Here is a 26615-nt window from a genome sequence, read left to right on the forward strand (position 1 = left end):
CTGGCGGGCACGGGCGGCGCCCGGCCGGCCCAGTCCACTCATGCCCAGGCCTTTGACTTAGCTCAACGGACGACAGCCGGACGTGAGCCTCGATGACACCTGCAAACGGCGATCGAAGACCAAGCCATGGGCGCCTTATTGGGACGCAATACTCGCTTCGGGAGCATACTTGATCCGATGGAACGGATCTCGGAGACTTTGTTCGGGCTGATCATGGCCCTTACCTTCATCTGCTCGCTTGGTGTCGCGACCGGGACCAATATCAATATTCAAACAATGCTGATCGGCGCACTCGGCTGCAATCTCGCATGGGGCATCGTTGACGGCGGTCTTTATCTGCTGGCGCGCATCAATGACCGGGGAAACAAGGTTCTGACCCTCCGCGCGATACGGAAGGCACCGGATCCCGAAGCAGCGCGCCGCGTCATTGCCGACGCACTGCCGCCGGAATTGTCGGTGATGCTGCCCGTAGAGCAATTGGAATCGATGCGGCAACGGTTGCAACAATTGCCTGAGCCGGCTCCCGGTCCAGGGCTGACGAAGCGCGACTGGATCGGAGCGCTCGGCCTTTGCCTGCTGAGCTTCCTGTCCACCTTCCCGGTGGTGCTGCCGTTCCTGTTCCTGAGCGACGCCAGGCTGGCGCTGCGCGTCTCCTATGCCGTCGCCATCGTGATGCTGTTCGGCTGCGGTTACGTGTTCGGGGTTCACAGCGGGCTGCGGCCCTGGGCGGCGGGACTTGCGATGGTGGCTGTCGGGAGTACGCTGGTTGGCATCGCAGTCGCTCTGGGAGGATGATCGACTTGCGGCGACACGAAACATCGTTTCCGGTTGCAAGCGGTGCCTCATTTGCCGCGCTGGCCGGATTGTGGCTTGCACCCATGACCGGCGGTTTGGCGCTGGCCCAATCCTCGGCTGGGGCGCTCGGTCTCGGCAACCGCGGTTGGTCGGCGGCCGACACCACCCAGGCAACGCCTGCCGACAAGCTCGAATTCAGCGCTCGCGCGGGGCTTGCATCCGACTACATCTACCGCGGGACCACGCTGTCCGATCATGGACCCGCGGCCGGCGCCGCCTTCGAGACGAGATGGGGCCCGCTCTACGCCGGCACAACGGTCGCCACCGTCAAGCTGCCGACCCAACCGGCCGCCGAACTCACCTTTGCCGCCGGCATGCGCCCGCAGATTGCCACGATCGATTTTGATCTTGGGGCGACCTATTTCGCCTATCCCGGTGAAAGACTTCCTGGCGAGACCAACGGCATCAATTATTGGGAGATCGTTGTCCGCGGGGATCGACGCATCGGCGATCAGGTCCGCGTCGCCGGCGGTTACGCCTACTCTCCGAACGTCTCGAACACCGGCGCCTGGAGCCAATATGTGGCGGCCGGAGTCGGCTTCGACGTGCCGGAGCGGTTTCTGCCGCAGAACCTGACCGTGTCGTTCACCACCGCCGCCGGCTATTCCTGGTTTGGCAACCAGACCTCGCAACTCGGCGGCTTCCCGCTGCCTGCCTATCTCAACTGGCAGGCCGGCGTGACGTTCACGCACAAGGCGCTCAACCTCGATCTGCGCTACTACGACACCAATCTGTCGAAGGAAAACTGCTTCGTCTTTACGGGCGATCCAAATGCGCGGCCGGGCGGCCGCGCCAATCCGATCACCAACCCGGACGGCCTGGTCTCGAACTGGTGTGGCGCGACATTCGTCGCCAAGGTCTGGTTTGCGTTCAACTAATTTAGGGAACCACCGTCGGCGGCAATATGCGGTAGAGCACGACACCCAGCCCGAGGGCGTCGCCCGTCAGGACGAGCTTTCCGCTATTGATCGTTCGCTGCAGCAATATCCTCTGCAGGTTGGGATCGGGGTGGGTCGGATCGGAATAGAACTTCGCCAGGTTGCTGGTATTCGCATCGATCAGGTAGCGCTCAATCGTCACGGTCGAGCCATCGCTGAACGGCAGGTTGTCGACCTCAAGCGAAATCCCCTCCGGCGTCTCGGTCGAAATGTTGTTGCCGAAGACACGTGTCGGATCATAGTTGTAGACCATGATGTTCGCGGTCGAGTTAGCGCCATCCCAGGTCGCGAACGCGTTGAGGTGGGAGCCCGCCCGCTGGTGAGAGCGGCCTGCACGCGCTGGCCGGACATCTTGTTGTACATCTTGAAGAGGTTCGCGACCGGCTTCGGGTAGTAGTCGGCCGGGTTGTCGCCGTGCGGCACCTTGTGCAGCAGGCTGGCCTGGCCGAGGGCAGGTGTGATGTTCGGATCCCCCTGGCCGTCGCCGATAATGAGGTACGACCCCATCGATATCTTCTTTTTCACTGCTTCGGGCAGGAACGCCGCCGTCCAGGCTGCCCCCTTGTGCGAATAATTGACGTCAGTCGCCTCAAAGGCCGTAGGGCCCCATTCCGACAGGAACAGCTTCACATCGGGCATGTTGGCATTGTTCATCTTCAAGGCCTCCAGCTTGGCCTTGGCCTTGTCGACCAGGTTGTCGAAGAACGCGAAACCGCCGGTGCCGTCTGTCGAGCCGTAATAGTGGAACGAGAAGCGATCGAGCCGCGCGTTGAATTTTGCCAAGTAAGTATCTGCCAGCGGATTGAAGGTCTGGTCGAGGAATACTTCCTCCAGCGTCGGAAGATTCTCCGCCGGATAATAGTTGATGCTCAGTCCGACCAGGGCCGGCCCGGCCATTTCGAGCGTCTTGCCGGAATAGCTGTTGTTGCTGGCGAGTTCGGCCCTGACCGTGTCAATCGCCTGCGAGAAAATCTTCTGAACCGGCAAGAGCTGCCTGGGCAGACGGCGCGCATCGCCCCCGTAGGGGTACGACAAGGTCGGATCTTCGGCATTGGACATCATGTGGGTCTGCAGCGGGGTCCACTGCTTGAGGACGTACTTGGCCGGGTCCGTCCACCACAGCCAGCGACCCTATGGACCCAATGGCTTGAGCCTGTAGGCGGATGGATTGGTGTCACTCCAGTTCTCCGGGGCTGAATCGGCGATATCAGCCTCGTTGCTGACCTCGAAGATGACGGATGACGCCCCGCCGTCGAACGATTTCTTCGCGATATAGCGCACGAGAGCGTTGGCGTATTTCTGGAAAAGTGCCGGAGCCGGCCCGTTCCGATTCCAACTCTCGCCAGGTCCGTATTGCACTAGGCGCGGCGGCATGAAGGCCGCGACCGCCACGTGAGGCGACAGCCCGCGACCCAGGGCCCACTCAAGATGCCAGGCCAAAGGCTGGCAGTCGCCCGGATGGAAAACGCCGTCCATGGTGTAGCCGAATACATCGCCAGTCTGATCGACATCGCAGTAGACATCGCTGAGCAGCAGGCGCGTCCGCTTCATCCCGGTATCGGTGATGATCTGGTTGAACTGATCGAGCGCCTGTTCGGCCGGGCTATTCGCGCTCTGGTAGATTCGCTTGAGGTCGCCGAGATCGTCGTTGCCACTGATGCCCTCGTTGAACGGCACCTGGGTGTCCACGACAATCGATGCAGATGCAAACGAGGGCGTCGCAAAATCGAGGATTGTTGCGCAAGACGTCAGGAAGAAAGCCGAAGCCGAGAGCATGGCGCGCTTCCAAGCATGGAAACGCCGACGATCAGAAAGGCACTGCATATTGACCCCACCCGCTTGAATTGCCGGCGCGGTTATTAACATCCCAAGATGTTATCAACGTGACTGTTATGTTATCTTCGCGCGAAGTCCACGGAAGACGCGCAGGACGTGCGGGATCAGCGGCTGAGGTGAGACATCAGGACTGCACCGGCATCAGCGCATAGCCGACGCCGCGCACCGTTGCGATCGGCGCCGCCGTTCCGTCATACTGCATCTTGCGCCGCAGCCGCACGATCAGATTGTCGACCGTGTGCTCGCTGATCTCGCGGGGGTCGCGATTGGAGATGACGTCGAGCAGGAAATCGCGGCTGAGCGGCCGCGTCATCGCGAGGCAAGGGCGGCGAGGATGTTGAATTCGCCCGACGTCAGCTGGACCAAGCTGCCGTCGGGACGAAACAGTTCGCGCCGGACCGGGTCGAGAATCCAACCGTCGAACGTGACGACCGATTCCTTGGTCCGGCGCAGGACGCTGCGGATGCGGGCCAGCAGCGTGCGCAGGTTGATCGGCTTGGAGATATAGTCGTCGCCCCCCGCCTCCAGCCCCGAGAGAACGTCGTCATCGGAATCCCGGCTGGTGACGAAGATAAGCCCGCATTGCTCACCGAGCCGCAATTCGCGCGCGAGGGCAATGCCGTCGGCGTCAGGCAGGTTGATGTCGAGCAGGACGATGTCGGGCCTGAGCGCAGCGAGCCCCGCGCGCAACTCGTCGCCGGTCGCCATGCCATGCGCGACCATGCCTTCCTCCCGGAGGAACGAGGTCAGCATCAGCCGGATCTCCGGCGCGTCCTCAACCACGAGTACGATCGTCGACATCGGCCCCTTCAAGCTCGGTGTTGGTGGAGGCAGGCACCGGCCTGCTCTGCCCGGCGGCATCCAATTCCCTCAGGACAACGGCGATCTGCCGGCGCAGCGCCTGGATCGCCTCGTCGAGACCGCCGCGGCTCGCTCCGGCGGCCCTTGCCGCCGTCAGCGCGTCATCGGCACGCGCGGCGAGTTCCGGCATTCGCAGATTAGCCGCACTTCCCTTGATGCGATGCGCGACGCTGGCAAGATCCTTCGGCGCCAGATCGCCTCGCGCCAGCGCGCGGTCCAGTTCCTTGAGGCTCGTGGCGAACAGCCCCTGCAATTCGTCGATGCGGTCGCGTTCGAAAACCTCTTCGAGTGCGAATGATCCGGACGCCTGCTGCGAGGCGAGGAAGGCCCCGATCTTCCAGGAGATGTCGTCAGGCGCGAGCGTTGCGTCAAGCACGAGGTCGGCGCCCTCCTCCAACAGCCACGCGGCTTCTCCATCGACGGGAACGCCGACGATGAACATGCCCTCTCCCGCGGCGCGCTCGCGCAGCGATCCCAGAAAGCCCGGCGGCGGGCAGACGGCAACCATCGCCGCGAATTCCCGCGCCGCCACCATCGTGCCGGCAGCCTCGAACGACTGCGCCGGAAAGACACGAAATCCAAGATCCCCAAGCGGACCATGCGTCGCCTTGCGCGCATCGCCCACCACGAGAACGTCGCCGCCGGCCTTCAGCGACGCACTCGGGCCGGATGCCGGCCAGTGCCGGGCCTCCAACGCCGCCTCGATCGCGGTGTGCAGTGCTGCGACATCGATCGGCTTCGCCAGATGCCCGTCCATGCCCGCGGCAAGGCACGCGGCGACATCCTGCGACATCACGTTGGCCGTGAGAGCAACGATCGGTACCTGCCTGTGCGGACGCGGCAGGGCGCGGATGCGACGCGTCGCCTCGAGCCCATCCACGTCGGGCATCTGCATGTCCATCAGGACCGCATCGAACCGAGCACTCCGCACCAGCTCGAGCGCCTGCTCGCCGGACCTTGCGAGCGCGATGCTGTGCCCCGTCTTTTCCAATATCCCGCGTGCGACCATCGCGTTGATGTGGAGATCCTCGACGAGCAGCAGATTGAGAGGCCGCACAGGCGGCGCCGCCACGCCGATCGCATCGCCGTCGGCCGGTTCATCGATCGCCGGTAGCGGCAGGCAAAAGCGAAAGCGGCTGCCCTCTCCCGGCGCACTCTCGACGTCGATCTTGCCGTGCATGCCGTCGACCAGCCGCTTGCAAATGACGAGTCCAAGTCCTATGCCGCCGAAACGCCGCCGGATCGACGCGTCCGCCTGCCCGAACGCCTGGAACAGATGCGCCCGTTGCTCGGGCGTGATTCCGATGCCGGTGTCGGACACGCAGAAACTGATCCGCGCCCCGTCCCGCGATCCGGTCGCTGTAACCTCGACGGTGACACTGCCCTGGCTCGTGAACTTCACGGCGTTGCCGATCAGGTTGAACAGTATCTGCCTGACGCGCGACTGATCGCCGAGCACCCATTGCGGCACGAGGGGCGAGAGCTCCAGCTGGAGAGTCAGTCCCTTTTCGTGCGCGCGCGGCGTCATCAGATTGACGATCTCGCGCAGGCTTTGCCGGAGGTCGAACGGCGCGCGCTCGTAGACTTCGGCCTGTCGTTCGAGTTTGGAGATATCCAGGATGTCGTCGAGGATGTTGAGCAGCCCCTCCGCCGACGACTTGATGATCGACAGGCGCTTGCGCTGCGACGGCGGCAGCGGCTCGTCGAGCGCCAACTGCGCCATGCCGAGGATTCCGTTCATGGGGGTGCGGATCTCGTGGCTCATGACGGCAAGGAAGTCGGCCTTGACGTTCGCGGCCGCTTCCGCCGCATCCTTGGCTTCACGCAGGTCGAGGTTGACCTGCCGCTCGCGCGCGATGCGCAGATATTCCTCGCGCCGCAGCCGGTTGAACTGCGTGCGTGCCACCGCCCCGACGACGTAGCCGACCGCCACGACCAGCCCGATGATCGTGAGATCGAGCGGGCTCTCCGGATCGGGTCTCAGCATCGCCCAGAACAACAGGCTGACGATCGGCGCATAGGCGCTCATCAGCGCCACCCAGCGAAACCGCCCGGGCAGGCACAGATTGAGCGCGATCGCGATCAGCGGCAGCAGCAATCCGCCGTGACGGGTCAGGCTCGGATGGTTGAAGACCAGCGCGTTGAGCGTGAAGAACGCAAACTGGTGCGCATAGGTGATCGCGACGATGCGCACATATCCGCCCGTCCGCAGCAGGGCCAGGACGGCGGCGACCGCGGCAACCGCGATCAGGAGCCGCACTTCCAGGAAGAACGCAAGCCGCGAGCCGCTCAGCGTCATGGCGTCGAGCGGCACGAATGACAGGCTCGCGACGGTGTCGGCCAGAACGCACAACAGCGCCATCGCGCGCGCCGACCGCCAGACACTCTCGGAGAACGCCGCCTCCGTCCTCGGATCACGAAATTCGCCGCTCGTCCCGATGCATCCCTGAAGGTCCAATTCTACCGCCGGCATCCCGGCCAATCCTCGCGCTCATTCACCCTGAGATCTTCCATTGCAGAGTTGATCCGCCCTCGTCCAGAGCCAATGTCGGCGGCTCTTTCGTTTCCGGCCGGCGGGAAGATCAACGCGCATTGATGGTCGTTTCCGCGCCTTTCGCCTACGAGCCCCCGTTAATCGATCCCAGACACGTCCGACGTCGCCTCACACGCGGGTCCCGCGTCGCGGCCAATTGCGGCCGGGATCTCGACGAGTGGAAATTGGGGTATGGCTTTCCTTTGTCTCGACAGATGCGCGCGTCTCGCCGCCTTCAAGCAGGCGACCTCGGCGGCGCCCCTGGCTGTGCTCCGCACGCTCGCGGTGCTCGTTCTGCTTCAGGCAACCGGCATAGGCCCGGCGCTCGCGGCGACCACCTGTGCCGGCATCAATGCCGGCGCCTTCAACGTGAGCGGGGCCGACTCTCAGCCGAACACGCCGGTGACTCTGACCGCCGGCGACGTCATCAAGCTGAACTACACGTTCGTCGTCGACACGACCCTCGTCTACGGCATCCAGATGGGCGTCGGCGGCCGCAACACCGACCGCTCCGGCGTCGTGTCGGGCACGCTGCAGATCATCGTGGCTGCGTCGGGCACGCAGAACTTCGGCTGGAACGCCCTGAGCGAAGGACTGCCGTCGCAGATCGACGTCACCGTCACCTGCACGGCCGCCTCCAGCCCCGGCCCCGTGGTGACCAGTACCAATCCGGCATCTGGCCCGATCGCCGGACAGCAAACCACCATCGTCATCGGCCAGAACCTCACCGGCGCCACGTCGGTCAAATTCGGCGGCGCCAACGTGCTCGGCTTCACGGTGCTGAGCGCGACGCAGATCTCGGTGGTGACGCCTCCGCATGCGGCGGGTGCCGTCGACGTCACCGTGACCACGCCGCTCGGCTCGGCCACGGGGACGGCCATCTATCGCTATGCCGCGATGCCGGATCCGACCGCGGATCCGACCGTGAAGGCAATGGTCGACTTCCAGGTTCACACCGTGCAGGTGATGGGTCAGCAACAGATCGACAACGTGCAGGACCGGCTGATCGAGTTGCACAATGACTACGTCCCCCTGGTCAGCAACAGGGCGTCCTTCGCACAGATGCCGGCATCGCAGAGACAGTATGGCCTGCCGGCGAATGCCGGAGACAGGACGAGCTCCGCATCCGATATGGCACAGCCCCGCCAGACGCCGAAAGATGGGCAGGCCGTGCCGGTACCAGCGGGATCGGATTCATCGCTGCGCTACTGGACCGCAGGCGCGCTGCTGTTCGGCCGCGACACCACTTACGCCGATGCCAAATACAACGTGTCCTCGACCGGACTGACCGCCGGTGTCGATTCGCGCCTGACCCGAAACCTGAAGGCCGGCGTCGCCGTCGGTTTCGGCATCAATCATGCCACGATCGGCAGCGACGGCTCGCACATCAACGCCAATGTCTGGTCGACGCAGGCCTATGCCAGCTACCGCGTTGCGCCGCAGTGGTTCATCGATGGCGTCCTCGGCTACGCCGTGGGCCGGCTCGGCAACTCTCGCTACGACAGCTCGGCGCAGGCCTTCGGCGCCGGACATCGGGGCGCCGAGGATCTGTTCGGCTCGCTCGCGGTGAGCCGCGAGATCAAAGTCGAGCGCTGGAAGATCGCGCCGTATGCGCGGCTCGACCTGCAATGGATCCGGCTCGACGGCTATGTCGAGACCGGCGCCGGCATCTACAATCTCACCTTCAACCAGACCTCGGCCGTCGATCTCGCGGGCGTGCTCGGCACCCGGTTCAGCCATGTGATGGACACCTCGGCCGGCGTTCTCAAATCGAGCTTCGAGCTCGCCTATCGCCGCAGCCTTAGCGGCTCCTATACGCAAGCGATCGCCTACAGCTTCGATCCGACGACCGTCTACAGCCTGTTCGGCTCGGCGGAGAAGCGCGACCAGGCCCTGATCGGCCTCGGCTTCGAACTGCAGGTGAACCGGTCGGTCAGCCTTGGCTTTCAGCTCGACGAACTGATCGCCAGCAATTCGCGGAGCGAGCGCGGGCGTGCGCACGTCAAGATCGGGTTCTGAGACGACACCGGGTCGCGGGATCAGCAGCAATCACACATCAAGACTTCAATACGGATTCTGGAGACCGGACATGATCGCTGCAGGCAAGCCAGCGCGAGCAAATGGGGTCGCCCGGCCTCAAACCCAGGATGAGACGGGCTGGCTGCTGGCCGTGGCCGCCGCCTTCCTGGTCGTTCACATCGTTGCCCTGACGATCTGCGATCGCGCCACCGCGGACCGAACAGCCCCGGGACAATTAGCGCTGTCGCAGGAATGCGACTAGCGGCTACCCAATCCCCAGGATCAATCCGCGTTGATGGTGGATTTGCCGTTCGTCGCCTACCAGACCCGACCAAACGATCTCAGGCGTGAGAGATCTCTGGGTTGGCGAGGCATATCCTCTGACGCTCCCTCTCCTCGCCTGTCCAATCCCTGCGACCTCCATCGCGTGGGATCCGAACGATGAGGACAGGGCATGCATTCCGGTTGTTTCGATGTGGTCGCGCGCTGCGGCCAGCTTGAGAACGATCGCGCCACGCGAGCGATATCGTCATTCGCCAGTGCAAAGCCGATCGCGACGGTGCTGTCTCGCACGGTTCGAAACGCTGTTGGCAGCCTTTGGCTGGCTGCCATTCTGCTCTTCTGCGCGAGCGCGCCGGCCCATGCACTGCGAACGCTCGCGAACGCAACGATCGGGACCGCGTACTCGCAGAGCCTCACGGTCTATACCGACAGCTCCGGCTGCCAAATTTCGAGTATGTCTTTCTTCGTGCCGGGTGTCACAATTTCGAATACGTCGAGCGGCGACACATGCTCCATCGCCATAAACGGCACCCCGGCGACGGCAGGTACCTATTTCGGGGTCATATCGATCATGACCGACTCACTTTCTCTCCCTTCGGATGCTGCCGGCGTGGGCCCGGGCTGGGGCAACATCTCCTACCAGATCAGGATCGACAAGGCGTCGCCGACGTTGACCGTTTCATCATCGTCATCCTCCATCATCTACGGCAGCCCGGTGACGTTGACAGCGACGCTGAGCGGAGGCTATTCGCCGAGTGGGACAATCACGTTCTACGCCAACGGAACATCGGTCGGCACCGCCAACCTCTCGGGAACGACGGCAAGCCTGACGATCAACTCGCTGCCGGTCGGATCGGACGCGATCACCGCGAGCTATTCGGGCAACTCCAACAACAACTCGGCTACGAGCGGCTCCACAACGGTCACGGTGGCCCAGATCACGCCCTCGATCGCGCTCGCCGCCTCGTCGACTTCGGCAAGCTATGGCTCATCCGTCGCGCTCGTCGCAACCCTGACCGGCGGGGCCTCGCCAAGCGGCACCGTCACCTTCCTGGAAGGCGCGACCCAGCTTGGCAGCGCCACCATCTCAGGGACGACCGCCATCCTGGCGGTGTCGTCGCTGTCCGTCGGCCCGCACACGATCACCGCGACCTATAACGGCGACACCACCAACGCGTCGGTCACGTCGGGCTCGATCACCGTGACGATCACGCAGGACGCCCCGACCGTCACCCTGGGCGCATCGTCGACGTCAACCAGCGCTGGCGACCCCGTGACACTGGTCGCTTCGCTCAGCGGCGGCACCTCGCCGGGCTGCTCTGTCACCTTTTATGACGGCGCGACCTCGCTCGGCTCCGGCACCGTTTCCGGATCGGCCGCGATGCTGACGGTATCGTCGCTGTCCACCGGATCGCATACGATCACCGCCGTCTATGGCGGCGACAGCCACAATGCCGGCGCGACGTCCAACGTCATGACGGTGACGGTCGGCAGCGCATCGCTGTCTGTCTCGATTTCGAGCTCCTCGTTGTCGCCGACGCTCGGCCAATCGGTGATCTTCACGGCGACACTTTCCGGAGGCTCCTCGCCATCAGGCTCCGTGACCTTCAAGGACGGCTCCACGACGCTGGGAGCGGCCACGATTTCGGGTTCGACCGCAACCTTCACGACCTCGTCGCTCGCGGTCGGCGCGCATCCGATCGCGGCAATTTACGGCGGCGATGGCAGCAACGGCTCGGCAAGTTCGGGCACGATCACCGTCACGGTCGGCAAGGTCTCGCCGTCACTGACCGTTTCCAGCTCGTCGAGCTCGCCGACCGTCGGTCAGTCCGTGACTTTCACGGCAACACTCTCCGGCGGCTCCTCGCCGAGCGGCTCCGTGACCTTCCAGGACGGTGCCACCGTCCTCGGCTCGGCCACGATCTCGGGCGCGAGCGCGGCGCTGACGACCTCCGCCTTCACGGTCGGCACGCATGCGATCACCGCCGTCTATGGCGGCGACGGCAGCAACGCCACAGCCACCTCCAGTGCAATCATGGTGACGGTCGGCCAGGCATCGCCTTCGGTCTCGCTCTCGGCGTCATCGGCCGCGCCGGCTGTCGGCCAGTCCGTAACCTTCACGGCAACGTTGTCCGGCGGATCGTCGCCGAGTGGCACCGTGACCTTCCAGGACGGAGCCACCGTCCTCGGCTCCGCCGCGATCGCGGGTTCGAGCGCGAGCCTCGCCACCGCGGCGCTCGCGGTCGGAACACACACGATCACCGCGGTCTATGGCGGAGACAGCGGCAACGCCGGGGCGACGTCGACCGTCGTGACGGTGACCGTCGGCAAGAGCTCGGCCTCACTCGCCCTTGTGGCTTCGTCCACCTCGCCGTCCGCCGGCCAGTCGGTCACCTTCACCGCCACGGTTTCGGGCGGATCGTCGGCGGGCGGCACCGTGACCTTCAACGACGGCGCCACCATTCTCGGCTCCGCCGCGATCTCGGGCACAACCGCAACCTTCACGACGGCGGCGCTCGCGATCGGCACGCACAGCATCACGGCGGCCTATGGCGGGGACAGCAACAATGCCGCGGCGACCTCCGGCGCCGTCACCGTCACGGTCGCCAAGGTGTTACCCTCGATCTCGGTATCGGCCTCGTTGACGTCGCCGGCCGCCGGCCAGTCGGTGGTCCTCACCGCGGTGCTCTCCGGCGGCTCCTCGCCGTCAGGCTCCGTCACCTTCAAGGACGGCACGACGACACTCGGCACGGCGACCATCTCGGGCGCGACCGCGACGCTCGCAACATCGACACTTGTCGTGGGCTTCCATTCCCTGACGGCGATCTATGGCGGCGACAGCAGCAATGCCTTGGCAACATCGAGCACGATCGCAGTGACTATCGGCAAGGCCGCGCCTTCGATCGCCGTATCGAGCTCGGCGAGCGCACCTGCGGCCGGCCAGTCCGTCACCTTGACGGCGTCACTGTCGGGAGGCGCTTCCCCGACCGGCAGCGTGAGCTTCAAGGACGGCACGATCGTGCTGGGCACGGCGACGATCTCCGGCTCGGCTGCATCCTTCACGACCTTGCCTCTGGCGTCGGGCGCGCATTCGATTGTCGCGATCTATGCCGGTGACGGCAACAATGCCGCTGCCACGTCAATCGCCATCTCGCTCACGGTCGGACGCTCCGATCCCGGCACAAGCGCGGCGGTCCGTGGAACCGTCGCCTCGCAGGTGTCGACCGCGGTCCGCTTCGGCCAAGCCCAGATCGGCAACATATTCCAGCGTCTCGAAGGCCTGCACGACGCGGATGACGGCGCACCCGGCTCCGGCCCGATCGCGGCCGCAGGCCCGTCCGGCCCATCGGCCAGCAATTCCGAAATCGACCGTCGGGCGGCCGGCCTCTTCAACGATCGGCCCGCAGCGGCACAGGCCCTCGGCTACTCCGACGAGCTGCCGATCCGCACGAACCTGACGTCGCAGTCCGACGCCGGCCGTGCCGTCAACCAGCTCGCCGCCGCGCTCCCTCAGGCGGTCGAGCGCATCAACAAGGCCAATCTGCTGCCCTTCAACGTCTGGGCATTCGGAACGGTTGGCTTCGGCAGGCTGCAAGGCGACAACAGCTACGACAACCGCTTCACGTCCTCCGGACTGACGCTCGGTTTCGATCGAACCATCACCGACGGCCTCAAGGCGGGCGCCGCATTCGGTCTCGGCTTCGACCACAACAAGATCGGAACGGACGGATCGAGGATCGACGCGCGCAGCTTCAACGCGACGATCTATGCAAGCTGGAACTTCCTGCCCCACACCTATCTGGACGTCGCCGGCGGATATGGCTGGCTCCGTTTCGACGGCAAACGCTGGTCCAACGACGGCAACGTCATGCTGGACAGTCAGCGCGCCGGCAGCCAGCTCTTCGGCACGGTCGGTGTGAGCCATGTCTCCCGGTGGGAGGGCTGGAAGCTTTCGAGCTACGGCCGCTTCGATGTCGTGAACGCGACGCTCAACACCTACAACGAGACCGGCTCGAGCCAATGGGCCCTGAGCTACGACAGGATGAACACGACCAGCGTGGCCGGCGTTCTCGGCGGTCGCCTCGCCTATCCGATCCTGCAAAGCTGGGGCGTGCTGACGCCGGCCGTTCGTGCGGAATGGCGGCATGCCTTCGACGGCGGCTATGTGCAGGGCCTGAACTACGTCGATCTGGTCGGCCTGACCTCCGGCTATGCACTCAGCGGCACCTCGACCGCGCGCGACACCATGACCGGCGGTCTCTCGTTGCGCGCCGATGTCGGCAACGCGCTGAGCCTCGATCTGGAATATCTGCTGACGAGCTCCCTCAACGGCGTCGAGAGCCAGAGGCTGCGCGGGGCAATGAAGTACGGCTTCTGATAACACCGAGCCTGGAGGACCACTGACAATGTCGATCGGAGAGGGACAGCGGCGCGAGAGCTTCATTCAGGCTCCGCCGCTGAGCGAGGATGCACTGCTGGCAATCATCGCAGTTGGCTTCGTCATGCTCCACATTCTGACGGCGGTGTCCCTGCTGTCATCCTCGGGAACGATGACCGCTGCCCCATCACTGGAACAGATGCTTGGGCATTACGACTAACGGCGTCCGAAGCCAAGGGGGCGCCCACCGCGACGAACGGCTTCTGATCGAAGAAAACTCGCGCAAACCACTCGCCGTCGTCCCGGCGAAGGCCGGGATCCATAACCACAAGCGGATGTGGTTACGGGGACTCGGAGTTACCGCTCTCGCGCAACGACCGCTCCCTGGGGTTATGGGTCCCGGCCTTCGCCGGGACGACGGCGGGGTGTTACATCCCGCCGCGAAACCCCGTCGCAAGCACATAGCGCTCCGACGAATCCTGCCGGCTCGCAGCGGGCTTCACATGCCGCACGGTCGCGAAATCGCGCTTGAGCTGGGCGAGCAGATCGGCGTCGGCGCCGCTCTGGAATGTCTTGGCGAGGAATGCCCCGCCCGGTTTCAGCACGTCGCAGGCGAACGCGGCCGCCGTCTCGATCAGGCCGACGATGCGGAGTTGGTCGGTCTTGCGGTGACCGGTGGTGTTGGCGGCCATGTCGGACATCACGATGTCGGCGCCGCCCCCGAGCATCGCAGTGAGCTTCGCGGGCGCGTCGTTGTCCATGAAGTCGAGCTGCGCGAAGTCGACGCCGGCAATCTCAGGCATGTCCAACAGATCGATCGCGACGACCTTGCCCTTGCCGTCGACCGAGCCGACGCGCTTGGCCGCGATCTGGCTCCAGCCGCCCGGCGCAGCGCCGAGGTCGACCACGGCCATGCCGGGCTTCAGCAGCCGAAACTTGTCGTCGATCTCGAGCAGCTTGAACGCGGCGCGCGAGCGATAACCCAGCGCCTTGGCCTTGACGACATAGGGGTCGTTGAGCTGCCGCTCCAGCCACAGCTTCGACGACAATTTGCGCTTGCCGCCGGTCTTGACCTGGACGTGCAAGCGGCCGGTGGTGTCCTTGGCCATCTCACCAGCTCCTGAGTGCGCCGTCCTCGCGCATCATCTCGACCAGCATGCCTTCGCGCAGGCCCCGGTCGGCGACGCGCAGGCGCGGAAGCGGAAAGGCGCGGCGGATAGCATCGAGGATGGCGCAGCCGGCCAGCACGAGATCGGCGCGCTCGACGCTGATGCAGCTGTTGTTGGCGCGCTCCTCGTAGCTCATGCCGAGCAGCTTGCTGATGGTCGCGGTGATGTCGGAATCGTTCATCCAGATGCTGTCGATGCGGCGGCGGTCGTAGCGCGCGAGGTTGAGATGGATGCCGGCGAGCGTCGTCACCGTGCCCGAGGTGCCGAGCAGGTGCATGTCGGCGAGATCGCCGCCGTGCGCTTCTGCGAACGGCGCGACGTGGTTGGCGACCTCCTGCTCCATCGCGGCATAGATGTCCGGCGTGACGTCGCGGCCGCCGAAATGCTCGGCCAGCGTCACGACGCCGAGCGGGATCGACATCCAGGCTTTGATGCGCGGCTCCGGATTTTGCGGATCGCGCTCGATCCGGACCAGCTCGGTCGAGCCGCCGCCGATGTCGAACAGGATCGCGCCCCTGCCCCGGGGGTCGACCAGCGGCGCGCAACCGAGCACGGCGAGCGAGGCCTCGGTCTCGCGGTCGATCACCTCGAGCTCGATGCCGGTCTCGGCCGCGACGCGGCTGCGGAAACCTTCCGCATTCGAGGCGGCCCGGCAGGCTTCGGTCGCGATCAGCCGAAGCCGCTTGGCTTTGCGCAGATTGATCTTGTCGCGGCAGATGCTGAGCGCGGCGACGGCGCGCTCGATCGCGGCCTCGCTGATGCAGCCGGTCGCCGAGACGCCCTCGCCGAGCCGGATGATGCGCGAGAAGGAATCGACCACGCGAAAGCCGTCGCTGGTCGGACAAGCGATCAGGAGCCTGCAATTGTTGGTGCCGAGGTCCAGCGCCGCATAGACGCCGGTTCCCGGCGCGTGCGGGGCGACGGCCGGTTCGGGGGCCAACGCCACCGCCGCCATCGACCCCTCCAGCCCACCGTGCGGCGCATGGCCGTCGCGGAGCCGCGTGTGGTCATTCATACAAATTGTCTTTCCGCGGCCCGATGGGGCCGATCTGGAATTGCTTTTTCGCCTGAAACATTAGCAGCGCGGCAAGCCTGCGCAACAACGCATCACATGGGACCATGCCCATTCGTGCGTTGTCGTGAACGGGACCGTGGGCTATTTTTGAAGGGTCCGGTCCTCCAGGCGCCCCCCAAAACGCGCGATTGCCGGCTTTTCAGGTCAATTCCATGCAAGAACACACCAAATCGTCCACGCTCGAAAACGCTATTGCACTGCAAAAATACGGCGTCGGGCAGCCGGTCCGCCGCAAGGAAGACGATACGCTGGTGCGCGGCAAGGGCCGCTACACCGACGATTTCAACCTGCCCGGCCAGGCCCATGCCGTGGTCGTCCGCTCCACCCATGCCCATGGGCTCATCCGCGGCATCGGCACCGACGCCGCCAGGGCAATGCCGGGCGTGCTGGGGGTGTGGACCGGCAAGGACCTCGATGCCGCCGGCTACGGCCCCTTCACCTGCGGCCTGCCGCTGAAGAGCCGCGACGGCTCCCCCCTGCTCCAGACCAATCGGCAGCCGCTGGCGACCGACAAGGTCCGTTTCGTTGGCGATCCCGTCGCCTTCGTGGTCGCCGACACGCTGGCGCAGGCGCGCGACGCCGCCGAGGCCGTCGAGCTCGATATCGAGCCGCTGCCAGCGGTGACCGATCCCGAGGAAGCCGCCAGACCCGGTGCGCCGCTGCTCTATGACCACATCCCGAACAATGTCGCGCTCGACTACCACTATGGCGACATGGACAAGGTGAACGCGGCCTTCGCCGGTGCCGCCCACGTCACCAAGGTCGACATCGAGAACACCCGCGTCGCCGTGGTCTCGATGGAGCCGCGCGTGGGGCTTGCCTCCTACGACAAGAAGACCGAGCGCTACACCATCCAGATGCCGACGCAGGGCGTTGCGGGCAACCGCGCCAACCTCGCCAAGAACCTGAAGGTGCCGAACGAGAAGGTGCGGGTCCTCACCGCCAATGTCGGCGGCTCCTTCGGCATGAAGAACGTCAATTACCCCGAATACATGTGCATCCTGTACGCGGCCAAGGAATTGGGAAAGCCGGTGAAGTGGCTCGACGAGCGCTCGACCAGCTTCCTCTCGGACAGCCATGGCCGTGCGCAGAAGATCCATGCCGAACTGGCGCTCGATGCGGAGGGACACTTCCTCGCGGCAAAGCTGTCCGGTTACGGCAATCTCGGTGCCTACATCACCGGCGTCTCGCCGGGGCCGCTCTCGCTCAACACGGGCAAGAACTTTTCGAGCGTCTACCGCACGCCGCTGATGGCCGTCGACATCAAGACGGTGCTCACCAACACCACGCTGATGGGCGCCTATCGCGGCGCCGGCCGGCCCGAGGCGAACTACTACATGGAGCGGCTGATCGACCGCGCCGCCGACGAGATGGGCATCAACCGGTTGACCTTGCGCAAGCGCAACTTCATCAAGCCGAACCAGATGCCGTTCCCGGCCTCCTCCGGCGTCACCTATGACAGCGGCGACTTCCAGGCGGTGTTCAACAAGGCGCTCGAAATCTCCGACCACGAGAACTTCGCCAAGCGCAAGAAGGAGAGCAGGAAGATCGGCAAGCTGCGCGGCATCGCCGTCGGCTCCTATCTCGAGGTCACCGCGCCGCCGAGCCCCGAGCTCGGCAAGATCGTGTTCGATCCCGATGGCTCGGTACAGCTCATTACCGGCACACTCGATTACGGCCAGGGCCACGCGTCCGCATTCGCGCAGGTGCTGTGCGCGCAGTTAGGGGTGCCGTTCGACAGCGTGAAGCTTGAGCAAGGCGACAGTGACATCGTCCACACCGGCAACGGCACCGGCGGTTCGCGTTCGATCACGGCGAGCGGCATGGCCATCGTGGGCGCCGCCAAGCTCGTCATCGAGAAGGGCAAGCGCGCCGCCGCGCACATGCTGGAGGCCTCCGAGGCCGACATCGAGTTCGCCGACGGCAGCTTCACCATTGCCGGCACCGATCGCAGCATCGACATCATGGAGCTCGCCAGGAAGCTGCATGACGGCAAGGTGCCGGACGGCGTGCCTGACAGCCTCGACGTCGACCATACCAGCGAACCGGTGCCCTCTGCGTTCCCGAACGGCTGCCACGTCGCCGAGGTCGAGATCGATCCTGATACCGGTGTGGTGCAGATCGTGCGCTACAGCGCGGTCAACGATTTCGGCACGGTGATCAATCCGCTGCTGGTCGCGGGCCAGCTTCATGGCGGCGTCGTCCAGGGCATCGGCCAGGCGCTGATGGAGCATGTCCGCTACGACGACAGCGGCCAGCCGATCACGGGATCGCTGATGGACTACGCGCTGCCGCGCGCGGAGGACGTTCCGAACATGACGGTCGGCGATCACCCGGTGCCGGCCACGACCAATCCGCTCGGCAGCAAGGGCTGCGGCGAAGCCGGCTGCGCCGGCAGCCTGTCGACGGTGGTGAACGCGGTGCTCGACGCCCTCTCCGACTACGGCATCAAGCACATCGACATGCCGCTGACCCCGGAGCGGGTGTGGCGTGCCATCCAGGATGCTAAGGGGAACGCGGCGTAGGGGGAGTTCCGCGATCGTGACAACGCCGGGGGCTTCGACCGGCATTCCGAAAGAGATCACTTGATCGCCGTTTCGGCGGCGATCAACTCCTTTCCCTCCGTGGTCGTGATCGTTAGCCGTATCTTTTCCCCGCTGCGGCCGTCGGCAATCGCTGCCGAAATGCGATTTCCGTTGTTCGGATCGGCGCTCACGATCCCGCTGAACAGAGCCGTGTCACCCTGTTTCAACGTGACAAGCAACGGGATGGCCGGTTCGATGCTGAAGAACTCGAGAACGGCGCGAGACGCCTCGGCCGAAAAATTGATCAGGATTTTCTCGTTCGCATGCGTCACGTTGCTCATGCCGACGGTCGGGCTGTAGGTTTCCGGAATCGACACCTCGCTGCGTGCGGGAAAGTCTGCGCTGTGGAAAAACTGGTCTGACACGCCCGCCCATAATTCGACATACGGCCGCCACTCGTTCGGATCCTTCCGGGCATCGGTTTCGCCGGTGAGCGACGGAAACCCCCACGTCCACATTTTCAAGCCCCGCGTAACGGTGTTGTCCGCAATGCGAATAATTCCTTCTGCATTGTCATGGTTGATGACGCCCCAGAAATTCCCGCCCTGCATATCCGGTGCAGCATAGGCGATGCCCATCGTTGGCCAGTTCTTGAAGTAGCGCAGGTTTTCGAAGCGCCGCCTGCCCATACCCGCGCTCTCGTCGCCGTCTGCCAGACTGGTCGACCAGGCAGGCGTCGTGTAAGTTCGGATCGGCGCGATGATCTCGGCGCCGACCGTTGCCTTGGGATTATTCGGCTCCGATCCCGGAGCGAGGGTCGTGCACGTCCAGTACTCGTATTGGACGGCCTCGTCGTTCGGATTCTTCAGCACCACGCGCGCATCGAGTGCGGCACGATCGGCCTTGAGCGTGACGTAGTAGTTCGCCTCGATGCCGGTCGCGCCCCTGAACTTGCTCGGCCGCGCGGAATAGTCGAAGTCATCCCGGAACGACATCACGACCGTGACTTCGTCGGCGCCCTCCTTCACCACCCGGAAAGCCCACGGCTTCAGCCACGTCTTGCCGTGCTCGGCATCCGGAAACGTGGGAAAGATTCCGCCGTAGACCATCAGCCAGTCGTAGTAGAAATTTCCGGCCTTCATGCCGTAGGGCACTCCGACCTCCGTTCGATAAAGCTGCTCGTGGCCAGTCGGCTTGTAGACCATGGAAAGAATACGCCCTCCGAATTCGGGCACGAGAGTTACCTTCAGATATCGATTCTCAAGCACGTAGGATTTGAAACTGCGTTCGACGATCACGCCCTTGTCGAGCGACCCGCTGACAAAGCCATTCTCCGCATCGACGGCGAACTTGACGGTGCTCCACGTCGTCGTCTGCTCGCTGAGCGACACACCATCGGGCACCTGTGCTGCGGCATGCACGACGCAAAGCGCATGGAGCGACAAAAGGAGTGCTAATCCAAAACAAACGAGGGCACGCAAGGAGACCTCAACTGGCATTCAGGCCGCCGCCTGCTCACGCGGCTGGTAGATCGCGGTGTGCTGGCAGTGCGCCAGCGGCGTCGTGCCGTTGGCGACGACCAGCGCGTCGAGCTCGACGAAGCGGTGGCCCTTCTTCTCGTAATTCGCGGTGACTTTTGCCCGCGCGGTGATCTCGTCACCCGTGCGCGCGGCCGACAGCAGCTGCATGCGGCTCCCGACATGGATCCACGGGCCCAGGATGGTGTTGTCGACCAGCACGCGGTTCATAACACGCTGGATCAGGCCAGGATGGCCGAGACCCTCGCGCGCGAAGATCGGATCGGCCTCCCTGATGTCGGCGAGATAATCGGCGGCGTCCTGCCCGGCCCAGCGGCGCGGCGTCGTGCCCAGCCATTTGCCCACCTCGAACGCTGCCGGGCTCACAGGCTTGCGCTCGGCAATGGCCGCGACCTCGACATAGTCGTTCAATGACACCACAGATGCGGCCGCCGGGAGCGACGCTGTCCCCGCGGCGCACAGCTCGGTGCGGCTGAACACCTCGATTGTGAGAAGCTCGTTGTGCTCGGTGGCATCGACATCGGCGGTCTCGCCGTCATAGACCGGCTTGATGAAGCGGGCCTCGATCAGCCCGCGCGACAGGAAATCGCGGCCCCAGCGCGCCACCGGCACGTGCATCATGTAGGCGAAGACATCGACGCCGGGGACCAGCCCGCCGGAAAAGCCGAAGCGGCGCGCCACCGTGTCGTCATGCATCTTGTTTTCGGACTGTTTGGCGGTGTTGTAGGCCTCGACGCGGTAGGTTTCGAGCCGGTTCGGCATGGCTGGTTTTCCCCAAATTCTTGTTGTTTCAGGGCCGATCGTAGGCCCCCGGGAACACCGGTCAATCCCCTCGCCTTTGCGGCCCGAATGGGGTACCACGCGGCGAATGACTGACACCCCCACCCGCATCTATGTCGACGCCGACGCCTGTCCGGTGAAGGACGAGATCTACCGCGTCGCGCTCCGGCACGGCGTGCCCGTGAGCGTGGTTGCCGGCAATTTTATTCGCGTGCCCCAGGATCCGCTCATTGAGCGGATTGCAGCGGGCGCCGGCATGGATGCCGCCGACGACTGGATCGCAGAGCGGGCCAAGCCGGGCGACGTCGTCGTGACATCCGACATTCCGCTGGCGAGCCGTTGCGTGAAAGCGGGCGCCGACGTGATCGCGCCGAACGGCAAGCCGTTCACGGAAGAGTCGATCGGGATGACGCTGGCGGTGCGCAATCTGATGACGGATCTACGCTCGGCCGGCGAGGTCACCGGCGGGCCGCGCTCGTTCGCGCCGCGCGACCGCTCCGCCTTCCTCTCCGCGCTCGACCAGACGCTGCGCCGGATCCAGCGCCGCCGCGCCGACCAGGCCGCGACGAGCCAGAATTTGAATCAAGGCTAGTCATGGCGCCGCCCCTGATCCAACTCAAAGACATCAAGCTTACCTTCGGCGGCACGCCGCTGCTGAGCGGCGTCGAGCTCAACGTCGCGCCGAGCGAGCGCGTCTGCCTGATCGGCCGCAACGGCTCGGGCAAGTCGACACTGCTGAAGATCGCGGCCGGCCTGGTCGAACCCGACGGCGGCACGCGCTTCGTGCAACCGGGCGCCACCGTTCGCTATCTGCCGCAGGAGCCGGATTTCGGCGATCACAAGACCACGCTTGCCTATATCGAGGCGGGCCTGGCGCCCGGCGACGATCCGTACCAGGCGCGCTACCTGGTGGAGCAGCTCGGGCTTACCGGCAACGAGAACCCGGCCAACGTCTCCGGCGGCGAGGCCCGCCGTGCCGCGCTGGCACGCGTGCTGGCGCCCTCGCCCGACATCTTGCTGCTGGACGAGCCGACCAACCATCTGGATCTCTCCACCATCGAATGGCTGGAAAAGGAGCTCGACAGCCGCCGCGGCGCACTGGTGATCATCAGCCACGACCGCCGCTTCCTCACCAATCTCTCGCGCTCGACGGCGTGGCTCGACCGCGGCAAGATCAAGCAGATCGATCGTGGCTTCGCCTCGTTCGAGAGCTGGCGCGACGAGGTGCTCGCCGAGGAGGAGCGCGACCAGCACAAGCTCGACCGCAAGATCGTCGACGAGGAGCATTGGCTGCGCCACGGCGTCTCCGGCCGCCGCAAGCGCAACGTCAAGCGGCTCGGCAATCTGCATGCGCTGCGCGACCAGCGGCGCAATTATCGCGGCACGGCGGGCACCGCCAGTCTGGCCGCGGCGGAAGCCGAGCAATCCGGCAAGCTGGTGATCGAGGCCAAGGGCGTCACCAAGGCCTTTGGCGACCGCGTGATCGTCGACAATTTTTCCACCCGTATCCAGCGCGGCGACCGGCTCGGTATCGTCGGGCCGAACGGCGCCGGCAAGACCACGCTGGTCAACCTGCTGACCGGCGGCGCGGAGCCTGATTCCGGCATCGTGCGGCTCGGCGCCAATCTCGAGACGGCCACGCTCGACCAGCACCGCGAAAGCCTCGATCCCAAGTCGACGCTGGCCGAGGCGCTAACCGGCGGCCGTGGTGACCAGATCATGGTCGGCGGCAAACCGAAGCATGTGGTCGGCTACATGAAGGACTTCCTGTTCGCCCAGGAGCAGCGCGGCACGCCTGTCGAGGTGCTCTCGGGCGGCGAACGCGGCCGGCTGATGCTGGCCCGCGCGCTGGCAAAACCCTCGAACCTGCTGGTGCTGGACGAGCCGACCAACGATCTCGACCTCGAGACACTCGACGTGCTCGAGGACATGCTCGGCGACTACGACGGCACGGTGATCCTGATCAGCCACGACCGCGACTTCCTCGACCGCGTCGTCACGTCCGTGATCGCCCCCGAAGGCAACGGCAAGTGGACCGAATATGCCGGCGGCTACAGCGACATGCTGGCGCAGCGCGGTGCCGACCTCAAGCGCGAGACCACGAAGGCGCAAGCCCCCGCGGAGAAGAAAGAGGAGCGCGCCGCCGCTCCTGCCTCCACATCCAGGCGGAAGCTAAGCTTCAACGAGAAGCACGCGCTGGATACGCTGCCGAAGAAGATGGAGACGTTGCAGGCCGATATTGCCAAACTGCAGCGGGTGCTTGACGATCCCAACCTCTACGCCAAAGATCGCAAGACATTCGACGATACGTCGGCTGCCATCGCCAAGGCGCACGATGAATTGTCAGCCGCTGAAGAGCGCTGGCTCGAACTTGAAATGCTCCGCGAAGAAATCGAACAGGCTTAACCCATGACAACCACCCTCGCCGCCAAGATCGCCCGCGAATACGGCACGCCCTGTGCCGCCATCGACATGGACAAGGTCGAGCGCAACATCGCGCGAATCCAGAAAGCCTGCGACGACGCCGGCGTCGCCAACCGCCCGCATATCAAGACGCACAAGAATCCCACCATTGCGAAGATGCAGGTCGCAGCCGGCGCCAAGGGCATCACCTGCCAGAAGATCGGCGAGGCCGAGATCATGGCCAATGCCGGCATCGACGACATCCTGATCAGCTACAATCTGCTCGGCGAAGAGAAGATGGCGCGGCTCGGCGCGTTGCAGGCGAAGGCGAACATGACGGTCGCGGCCGACAACTCGACGGTCGTCGCCGGCCTGCCCAAGGCAGCCGCAGCCTCGGGTCGTCCGCTCTCGGTCGTGGTCGAATGCGACACGGGGCGCAAGCGCGCGGGCGTCGAGACCCCTGGTGAGGCGATTGCGCTGGCCCGCGAGATCGCCGGGTCCAAGGGGCTCGAATTCGCCGGCTTCATGCTCTACCCGACCGAGACCGGTTGGGCTGAGGCGCAAAAATTCTATGACGAGGCGCTGGCCGGCGTGCGCGCGCACGGGCTGGACGCCAAAATCGTCTCGACCGGCGGCACACCGAACCTCGTCAACATCGGCAAGCTCAAGGGCGGCACCGAGCATCGCTTCGGCACTTACATCTACAATGACCGCATGCAGGTCGCCGCCGGCGTCGCCACCTGGGACGACTGCGCCCTGCACATCTATTCGACGGTCGTCAGCCGCGCCGCGCCCGAGCGCGGAATTCTGGACGCCGGCTCGAAGACACTGACCACGGACACCGGCGGCCTCGACGGCCACGGCCTGATCCTGGAGCACCCCGAAGCCAAAATTGCGCGCTTCGCGGAAGAACACGGCTTCCTCGACCTCTCACGCAGCAACACGCGGCCGAACGTCGGCGACGTCGTCCGCATCGTGCCCAATCACGTCTGCGTCGTCGTCAACATGATGGACGAGGTCGTGATGATCCGCGGCGAGGAGATCATCGGCACGCTGCCGGTGGCGGCGCGCGGGAAGCTGCGGTAAGGCACGCCGCCTCCATGTTCGTCATTGCGAGGAGCTCTTGCGACGAAACAATCCAGACTGTCACCGCGCAGAGATTCTGGATTGCTTCGCTGCGCTCGCAATGACGGTGGTTAGCGCCTTAGCCACGCCAGCACACCCCTGCCCGCAGCAGCGCCCGTCGCGAACGACGCCTGCAACAGATAGCCGCCAGTCGGCGCCTCCCAGTCGAGCATCTCGCCGGCGGCGAATACGCCGGACAGCTTGGGCAGCATCAGGCGTTCGTCGAGCTCGTCGAAGGTCACCCCGCCCGCCGTCGAGATGGCGCGCTCGATCGGGGCGACGCCGGTGAGCTGGACCGGAATGGCGTTGATCAGCTTCGCAAGCTCCGCCGGCGAGAACGACGCCAGCGGCCGGCCGGATGCGATGGCGGCCTCCTGCATCAGGCCGATGCCGACCGGCGACAGCTGCGCCGCCTTGCGCAGGAAGTTCGCGAGCGATTGCTTGCCGCGCGTGCCCGATAGCCGCATGGTCAGCGCATCAGCCTCGAGGTCGGGCCGGAGCGCGATCGTCAGCGTCGCCTGCCCAAGACCCAGCACCGCCTCGCGCAGCTCGGCCGACAACGCGTAGATGGCGCCACCTTCGATGCCGCTGCGCGTGATCATGGCTTCGCCGCGCACCGTATGCGCCCCGATCGTCAGCGCCACGCCCTTGAGCGGCTGGCCCTCGAAGCGGTCACGGAACACATCGGACCATGCGACCGTGAAACCCGAATTGGCCGGCCGCAGCTTCGAGATGGCAATACCTTTCGCGGCAAGGATATCGACCCAGCCGCCGTCCGATCCCAGTCGCGGCCAGCTTGCGCCGCCGAGCGCGAGCACCGTTGCCTTGGCCGGGATGGCATGCACGCCGTCGGCTGTTTGAAACCGAAGCCGTCCTTGGTCGTCCCAGCCGGTCCAGCGATGGCGAAAGGCAAACCGTACGCCGGCGGCATCGAGCCGCCGCAGCCAGGCGCGCAGCAACGGGGAGGCCTTGAACGCCTTTGGAAACACGCGCCCGCTGCTGCCGACGAAAGTCGGCTCGCCCAGCGCCGCGCTCCAGGCGCGGAGCCCGTCGGGCGAAAACGCCGCGATCGCCGCTTGCAGCCTCGGTGCCGCCTCGCGGTAGCGCGCCATGAAATCCGGCAGCGGCTCGCTATGGGTGAGATTGAGCCCGCCCCGACCGGCCATCAGGAATTTGCGACCGGCGGACGGCATTCCGTCATAGACAGTGACGCGGGCGCCGCCTTGCGCCAGCACCTCCGCCGCCATCAGCCCGGCGGGACCGGCACCGATGACGGCGACGTCAGTCAGAGCTTGATCCCCGCCCTTGCAGCCGCCTGCGCCACGTATTTCTGCGTCTGCTCGAACGCGCCTTGCAGCGCCTTCGCCTTCGACATGTCGCTGATCTCGGCGAAATGCGCCGCGACCGCATCCGGCGTCCACTCGGCTTCCGGCAGGTTGATGCCCTCGCTCTCGACGATCTTGATCACCGCAAAGGACCCGGCACCGGCGCCCATGATGGTGCGGGTCGGTGCGTCCTCGCTCAGCATGTATTCGACAGCGGGCGTGATCGCGTTCGGCTTCATCAGTTGTAGCGCCTGCGGTGGCAGCAACTCCTCCGTCATGCGGGTCGCCGCGGTCGGCGAGATGATGTTGACGCGGATGTCGGTCTTGCGGCCCTCTTCCGCGAGCACGTTCATCAGGCCGACCATGCCGGACTTGGCCGCGCCGTAATTGGCCTGGCCGAAATTGCCGTAGAGGCCGGAGGACGACGTCGTCAGCACGATGCGGCCGTAATTGCGGTCGCGCATGCCGGCCCAGGCCGCCTTGCAGCAATAGAACGTGCCGACGAGATGCACATCGAGCACCTTCTGGAAATCGGCGGCCTCCATCTTGCCGAACGACTTGTCGCGCAAGATGCCGGCATTGGCGCACATCAGGTCGACGCTGCCCCACTCCTTGGTGGCGCGCTCGACCATCGCCGTGACCTGCTCGAAATTGGAGACGTCGGCGCCGTCGGCCATCGCGGTGCCGCCGGCTTTGCGGATCTCCTCGACCACGGCTTCGGCCGGCGACAGCGAGCCACCGCTGCCGTCACGCGCGCCGCCAAAGTCGTTGACGACGACTTTTGCGCCACGGCTGGCCAGCCCGAGCGCATGCGCGCGTCCGAGGCCATTGCCCGCGCCGGTGACGATGGCGACACGTCCGTCGAACCTGATTGCCATGAGTGCAGTTCCTGCTTCTTCTTCCTTCTCCCCTTGTGGGCCTGTTGCGTTATCGGCTCTTGAGGCTGAAGACGTCAGGAGAGAAGGCCTTGGTC

Annotated in this window: 22 protein-coding genes; 10 read left to right on the top strand and 12 right to left on the bottom strand. The window is 65.1% G+C overall.

From position 1 onward, the window contains the following. Window positions 1-126: 126 nt before the first annotated feature. Together AC5ZFO_RS36970 and AC5ZFO_RS36975 are read left to right on the top strand one after the other, a co-directional pair. Window positions 127-795: a VIT1/CCC1 transporter family protein gene (locus tag AC5ZFO_RS36970; RefSeq protein ID WP_282522152.1), complete on the top strand. Its 669-nt coding sequence runs from the start codon at window positions 127-129 to the stop codon at window positions 793-795. Window positions 796-878: 83 nt separating this feature from the next. Further along, window positions 879-1733, top strand: a complete 855-nt coding sequence (locus AC5ZFO_RS36975) for a TorF family putative porin (RefSeq protein WP_282522151.1) — start codon at window positions 879-881, stop codon at window positions 1731-1733. A gap of 1 nt (window position 1734) precedes the next feature. Here the strand turns inward: AC5ZFO_RS36975 and AC5ZFO_RS36980 are convergent, their stop codons facing one another. The 6 genes from AC5ZFO_RS36980 to AC5ZFO_RS37005 form a co-directional block, all read right to left on the bottom strand. Continuing rightward, the gene (locus tag AC5ZFO_RS36980) at window positions 1735-1935 is read right to left on the bottom strand and encodes a hypothetical protein (RefSeq protein ID WP_496123398.1); all 201 of its coding nucleotides are present in this window, start codon (window positions 1933-1935) and stop codon (window positions 1735-1737) included. Continuing rightward, on the bottom strand, window positions 1932-2855 hold the full coding sequence (locus AC5ZFO_RS36985) for a glycoside hydrolase family 5 protein (RefSeq protein WP_496123399.1): 924 nt from the start codon (window positions 2853-2855) through the stop codon (window positions 1932-1934). The genes AC5ZFO_RS36980 and AC5ZFO_RS36985 overlap by 4 nt, the downstream gene beginning before the upstream one ends. 69 nt (window positions 2856-2924) lie before the next feature. After that, window positions 2925-3569, bottom strand: coding sequence for a hypothetical protein (locus AC5ZFO_RS36990; RefSeq protein ID WP_496123400.1), 645 nt, complete (start codon window positions 3567-3569; stop codon window positions 2925-2927). A gap of 184 nt (window positions 3570-3753) precedes the next feature. After that, window positions 3754-3942, bottom strand: a complete 189-nt coding sequence (locus AC5ZFO_RS36995; RefSeq protein WP_496123401.1) for a winged helix-turn-helix domain-containing protein — start codon at window positions 3940-3942, stop codon at window positions 3754-3756. Further along, the gene (locus AC5ZFO_RS37000; RefSeq protein WP_496123402.1) at window positions 3939-4382 is read right to left on the bottom strand and encodes a response regulator transcription factor; all 444 of its coding nucleotides are present in this window, start codon (window positions 4380-4382) and stop codon (window positions 3939-3941) included. Before AC5ZFO_RS37000 ends, AC5ZFO_RS36995 begins: the two co-directional genes overlap by 4 nt. A 22-nt stretch (window positions 4383-4404) precedes the next feature. Next, the gene (locus tag AC5ZFO_RS37005; RefSeq protein WP_496123403.1) at window positions 4405-6963 is read right to left on the bottom strand and encodes a sensor histidine kinase; all 2559 of its coding nucleotides are present in this window, start codon (window positions 6961-6963) and stop codon (window positions 4405-4407) included. A 252-nt stretch (window positions 6964-7215) separates the two neighbouring features. On the opposite strand from AC5ZFO_RS37005, the gene AC5ZFO_RS37010 reads away from it, so the two are divergent. The 4 genes from AC5ZFO_RS37010 to AC5ZFO_RS37025 all read left to right on the top strand — a co-directional run bounded on the left by AC5ZFO_RS37010 (window position 7216) and on the right by AC5ZFO_RS37025 (window position 13922). After that, a complete protein-coding gene (locus tag AC5ZFO_RS37010; RefSeq protein WP_282522146.1) occupies window positions 7216-9042 on the top strand; it encodes an autotransporter family protein in 1827 nt (608 codons plus the stop codon). A 70-nt stretch (window positions 9043-9112) separates the two neighbouring features. After that, on the top strand, window positions 9113-9304 hold the full coding sequence (locus AC5ZFO_RS37015) for a hypothetical protein (RefSeq protein ID WP_282522145.1): 192 nt from the start codon (window positions 9113-9115) through the stop codon (window positions 9302-9304). 591 nt (window positions 9305-9895) lie between these two features. Beyond that, complete coding sequence (locus AC5ZFO_RS37020) at window positions 9896-13702, top strand: Ig-like domain repeat protein (RefSeq protein WP_282522144.1); 3807 nt, start codon at window positions 9896-9898, stop codon at window positions 13700-13702. Between the two features lie 28 nt (window positions 13703-13730). Then, complete coding sequence (locus tag AC5ZFO_RS37025) at window positions 13731-13922, top strand: hypothetical protein (protein WP_282522143.1); 192 nt, start codon at window positions 13731-13733, stop codon at window positions 13920-13922. Between the two features lie 208 nt (window positions 13923-14130). Here the strand turns inward: AC5ZFO_RS37025 and AC5ZFO_RS37030 are convergent, their stop codons facing one another. Together AC5ZFO_RS37030 and AC5ZFO_RS37035 are read right to left on the bottom strand one after the other, a co-directional pair. Continuing rightward, window positions 14131-14811, bottom strand: a complete 681-nt coding sequence (locus tag AC5ZFO_RS37030) for an RlmE family RNA methyltransferase (protein ID WP_282522142.1) — start codon at window positions 14809-14811, stop codon at window positions 14131-14133. 1 nt (window position 14812) lies between these two features. Next, entirely contained in the window at window positions 14813-15886 is a 1074-nt protein-coding gene (locus AC5ZFO_RS37035) for a Ppx/GppA phosphatase family protein (RefSeq protein WP_282522141.1), read from the bottom strand. Between the two features lie 212 nt (window positions 15887-16098). Between AC5ZFO_RS37035 and AC5ZFO_RS37040 the strand changes: the two genes are divergently transcribed. Continuing rightward, window positions 16099-18471: a xanthine dehydrogenase family protein molybdopterin-binding subunit gene (locus tag AC5ZFO_RS37040; RefSeq protein WP_496123404.1), complete on the top strand. Its 2373-nt coding sequence runs from the start codon at window positions 16099-16101 to the stop codon at window positions 18469-18471. Window positions 18472-18527: 56 nt separating this feature from the next. Here the strand turns inward: AC5ZFO_RS37040 and AC5ZFO_RS37045 are convergent, their stop codons facing one another. Together AC5ZFO_RS37045 and AC5ZFO_RS37050 are read right to left on the bottom strand one after the other, a co-directional pair. After that, a complete protein-coding gene (locus AC5ZFO_RS37045; RefSeq protein WP_496123405.1) occupies window positions 18528-19952 on the bottom strand; it encodes a DUF5107 domain-containing protein in 1425 nt (474 codons plus the stop codon). 18 nt (window positions 19953-19970) lie between these two features. Next, entirely contained in the window at window positions 19971-20771 is an 801-nt protein-coding gene (locus AC5ZFO_RS37050) for a hypothetical protein (protein ID WP_282522138.1), read from the bottom strand. Between the two features lie 106 nt (window positions 20772-20877). Here AC5ZFO_RS37050 and AC5ZFO_RS37055 point away from each other — a divergent pair, with 106 nt between their 5' ends. Genes AC5ZFO_RS37055 through AC5ZFO_RS37065 form a run of 3 tightly spaced genes read left to right on the top strand, consistent with a single transcriptional unit; the run spans window position 20878 to window position 24278 of the window. After that, window positions 20878-21381 (top strand): YaiI/YqxD family protein, encoded by a 504-nt coding sequence (locus AC5ZFO_RS37055; RefSeq protein WP_014495938.1) that lies wholly within the window; start codon window positions 20878-20880, stop codon window positions 21379-21381. A 2-nt stretch (window positions 21382-21383) separates the two neighbouring features. Beyond that, on the top strand, window positions 21384-23195 hold the full coding sequence (locus AC5ZFO_RS37060; RefSeq protein ID WP_496123406.1) for an ABC-F family ATP-binding cassette domain-containing protein: 1812 nt from the start codon (window positions 21384-21386) through the stop codon (window positions 23193-23195). Window positions 23196-23198: 3 nt separating this feature from the next. Then, window positions 23199-24278: a D-TA family PLP-dependent enzyme gene (locus AC5ZFO_RS37065; RefSeq protein WP_282522136.1), complete on the top strand. Its 1080-nt coding sequence runs from the start codon at window positions 23199-23201 to the stop codon at window positions 24276-24278. A 110-nt stretch (window positions 24279-24388) separates the two neighbouring features. Here AC5ZFO_RS37065 and AC5ZFO_RS37070 read toward each other — a convergent pair whose 3' ends face one another. Together AC5ZFO_RS37070 and AC5ZFO_RS37075 are read right to left on the bottom strand one after the other, a co-directional pair. Next, window positions 24389-25606 carry a BaiN/RdsA family NAD(P)/FAD-dependent oxidoreductase gene (locus tag AC5ZFO_RS37070; RefSeq protein ID WP_282522414.1) on the bottom strand — a complete coding sequence of 406 codons (1218 nt, stop codon included), beginning with the start codon at window positions 25604-25606 and terminating at the stop codon, window positions 24389-24391. Next, window positions 25603-26520 (bottom strand): SDR family NAD(P)-dependent oxidoreductase, encoded by a 918-nt coding sequence (locus AC5ZFO_RS37075; protein WP_282522135.1) that lies wholly within the window; start codon window positions 26518-26520, stop codon window positions 25603-25605. The genes AC5ZFO_RS37070 and AC5ZFO_RS37075 overlap by 4 nt, the downstream gene beginning before the upstream one ends. Window positions 26521-26615 lie beyond the last annotated feature (95 nt).

The organism is Bradyrhizobium sp. Unk1, assembly GCF_059512345.1.

Bases quoted from the DNA above. Each gene is read 5' to 3' on its own strand.
- AC5ZFO_RS37025 (WP_282522143.1), top strand. From the start codon at position 13,731: ATGTCGATCGGAGAGGGACAGCGGCGCGAGAGCTTCATTCAGGCTCCG.
- AC5ZFO_RS37050 (WP_282522138.1), bottom strand. From the start codon at position 20,771: ATGCCGAACCGGCTCGAAACCTACCGCGTCGAGGCCTACAACACCGCC.
- AC5ZFO_RS36995 (WP_496123401.1), bottom strand. From the start codon at position 3,942: ATGACGCGGCCGCTCAGCCGCGATTTCCTGCTCGACGTCATCTCCAAT.
- AC5ZFO_RS37015 (WP_282522145.1), top strand. From the start codon at position 9,113: ATGATCGCTGCAGGCAAGCCAGCGCGAGCAAATGGGGTCGCCCGGCCT.
- AC5ZFO_RS37035 (WP_282522141.1), bottom strand. From the start codon at position 15,886: ATGAATGACCACACGCGGCTCCGCGACGGCCATGCGCCGCACGGTGGG.
- AC5ZFO_RS36975 (WP_282522151.1), top strand. From the start codon at position 879: ATGACCGGCGGTTTGGCGCTGGCCCAATCCTCGGCTGGGGCGCTCGGT.
- AC5ZFO_RS37000 (WP_496123402.1), bottom strand. From the start codon at position 4,382: ATGCTGACCTCGTTCCTCCGGGAGGAAGGCATGGTCGCGCATGGCATG.
- AC5ZFO_RS37060 (WP_496123406.1), top strand. From the start codon at position 21,384: ATGGCGCCGCCCCTGATCCAACTCAAAGACATCAAGCTTACCTTCGGC.
- AC5ZFO_RS37065 (WP_282522136.1), top strand. From the start codon at position 23,199: ATGACAACCACCCTCGCCGCCAAGATCGCCCGCGAATACGGCACGCCC.
- AC5ZFO_RS37030 (WP_282522142.1), bottom strand. From the start codon at position 14,811: ATGGCCAAGGACACCACCGGCCGCTTGCACGTCCAGGTCAAGACCGGC.
- AC5ZFO_RS37005 (WP_496123403.1), bottom strand. From the start codon at position 6,963: ATGCCGGCGGTAGAATTGGACCTTCAGGGATGCATCGGGACGAGCGGC.
- AC5ZFO_RS37010 (WP_282522146.1), top strand. From the start codon at position 7,216: ATGGCTTTCCTTTGTCTCGACAGATGCGCGCGTCTCGCCGCCTTCAAG.
- AC5ZFO_RS37040 (WP_496123404.1), top strand. From the start codon at position 16,099: ATGCAAGAACACACCAAATCGTCCACGCTCGAAAACGCTATTGCACTG.
- AC5ZFO_RS37075 (WP_282522135.1), bottom strand. From the start codon at position 26,520: ATGGCAATCAGGTTCGACGGACGTGTCGCCATCGTCACCGGCGCGGGC.
- AC5ZFO_RS36970 (WP_282522152.1), top strand. From the start codon at position 127: ATGGGCGCCTTATTGGGACGCAATACTCGCTTCGGGAGCATACTTGAT.
- AC5ZFO_RS37020 (WP_282522144.1), top strand. From the start codon at position 9,896: ATGACCGACTCACTTTCTCTCCCTTCGGATGCTGCCGGCGTGGGCCCG.
- AC5ZFO_RS36985 (WP_496123399.1), bottom strand. From the start codon at position 2,855: ATGATGTCCAATGCCGAAGATCCGACCTTGTCGTACCCCTACGGGGGC.
- AC5ZFO_RS36990 (WP_496123400.1), bottom strand. From the start codon at position 3,569: ATGCTCTCGGCTTCGGCTTTCTTCCTGACGTCTTGCGCAACAATCCTC.
- AC5ZFO_RS37055 (WP_014495938.1), top strand. From the start codon at position 20,878: ATGACTGACACCCCCACCCGCATCTATGTCGACGCCGACGCCTGTCCG.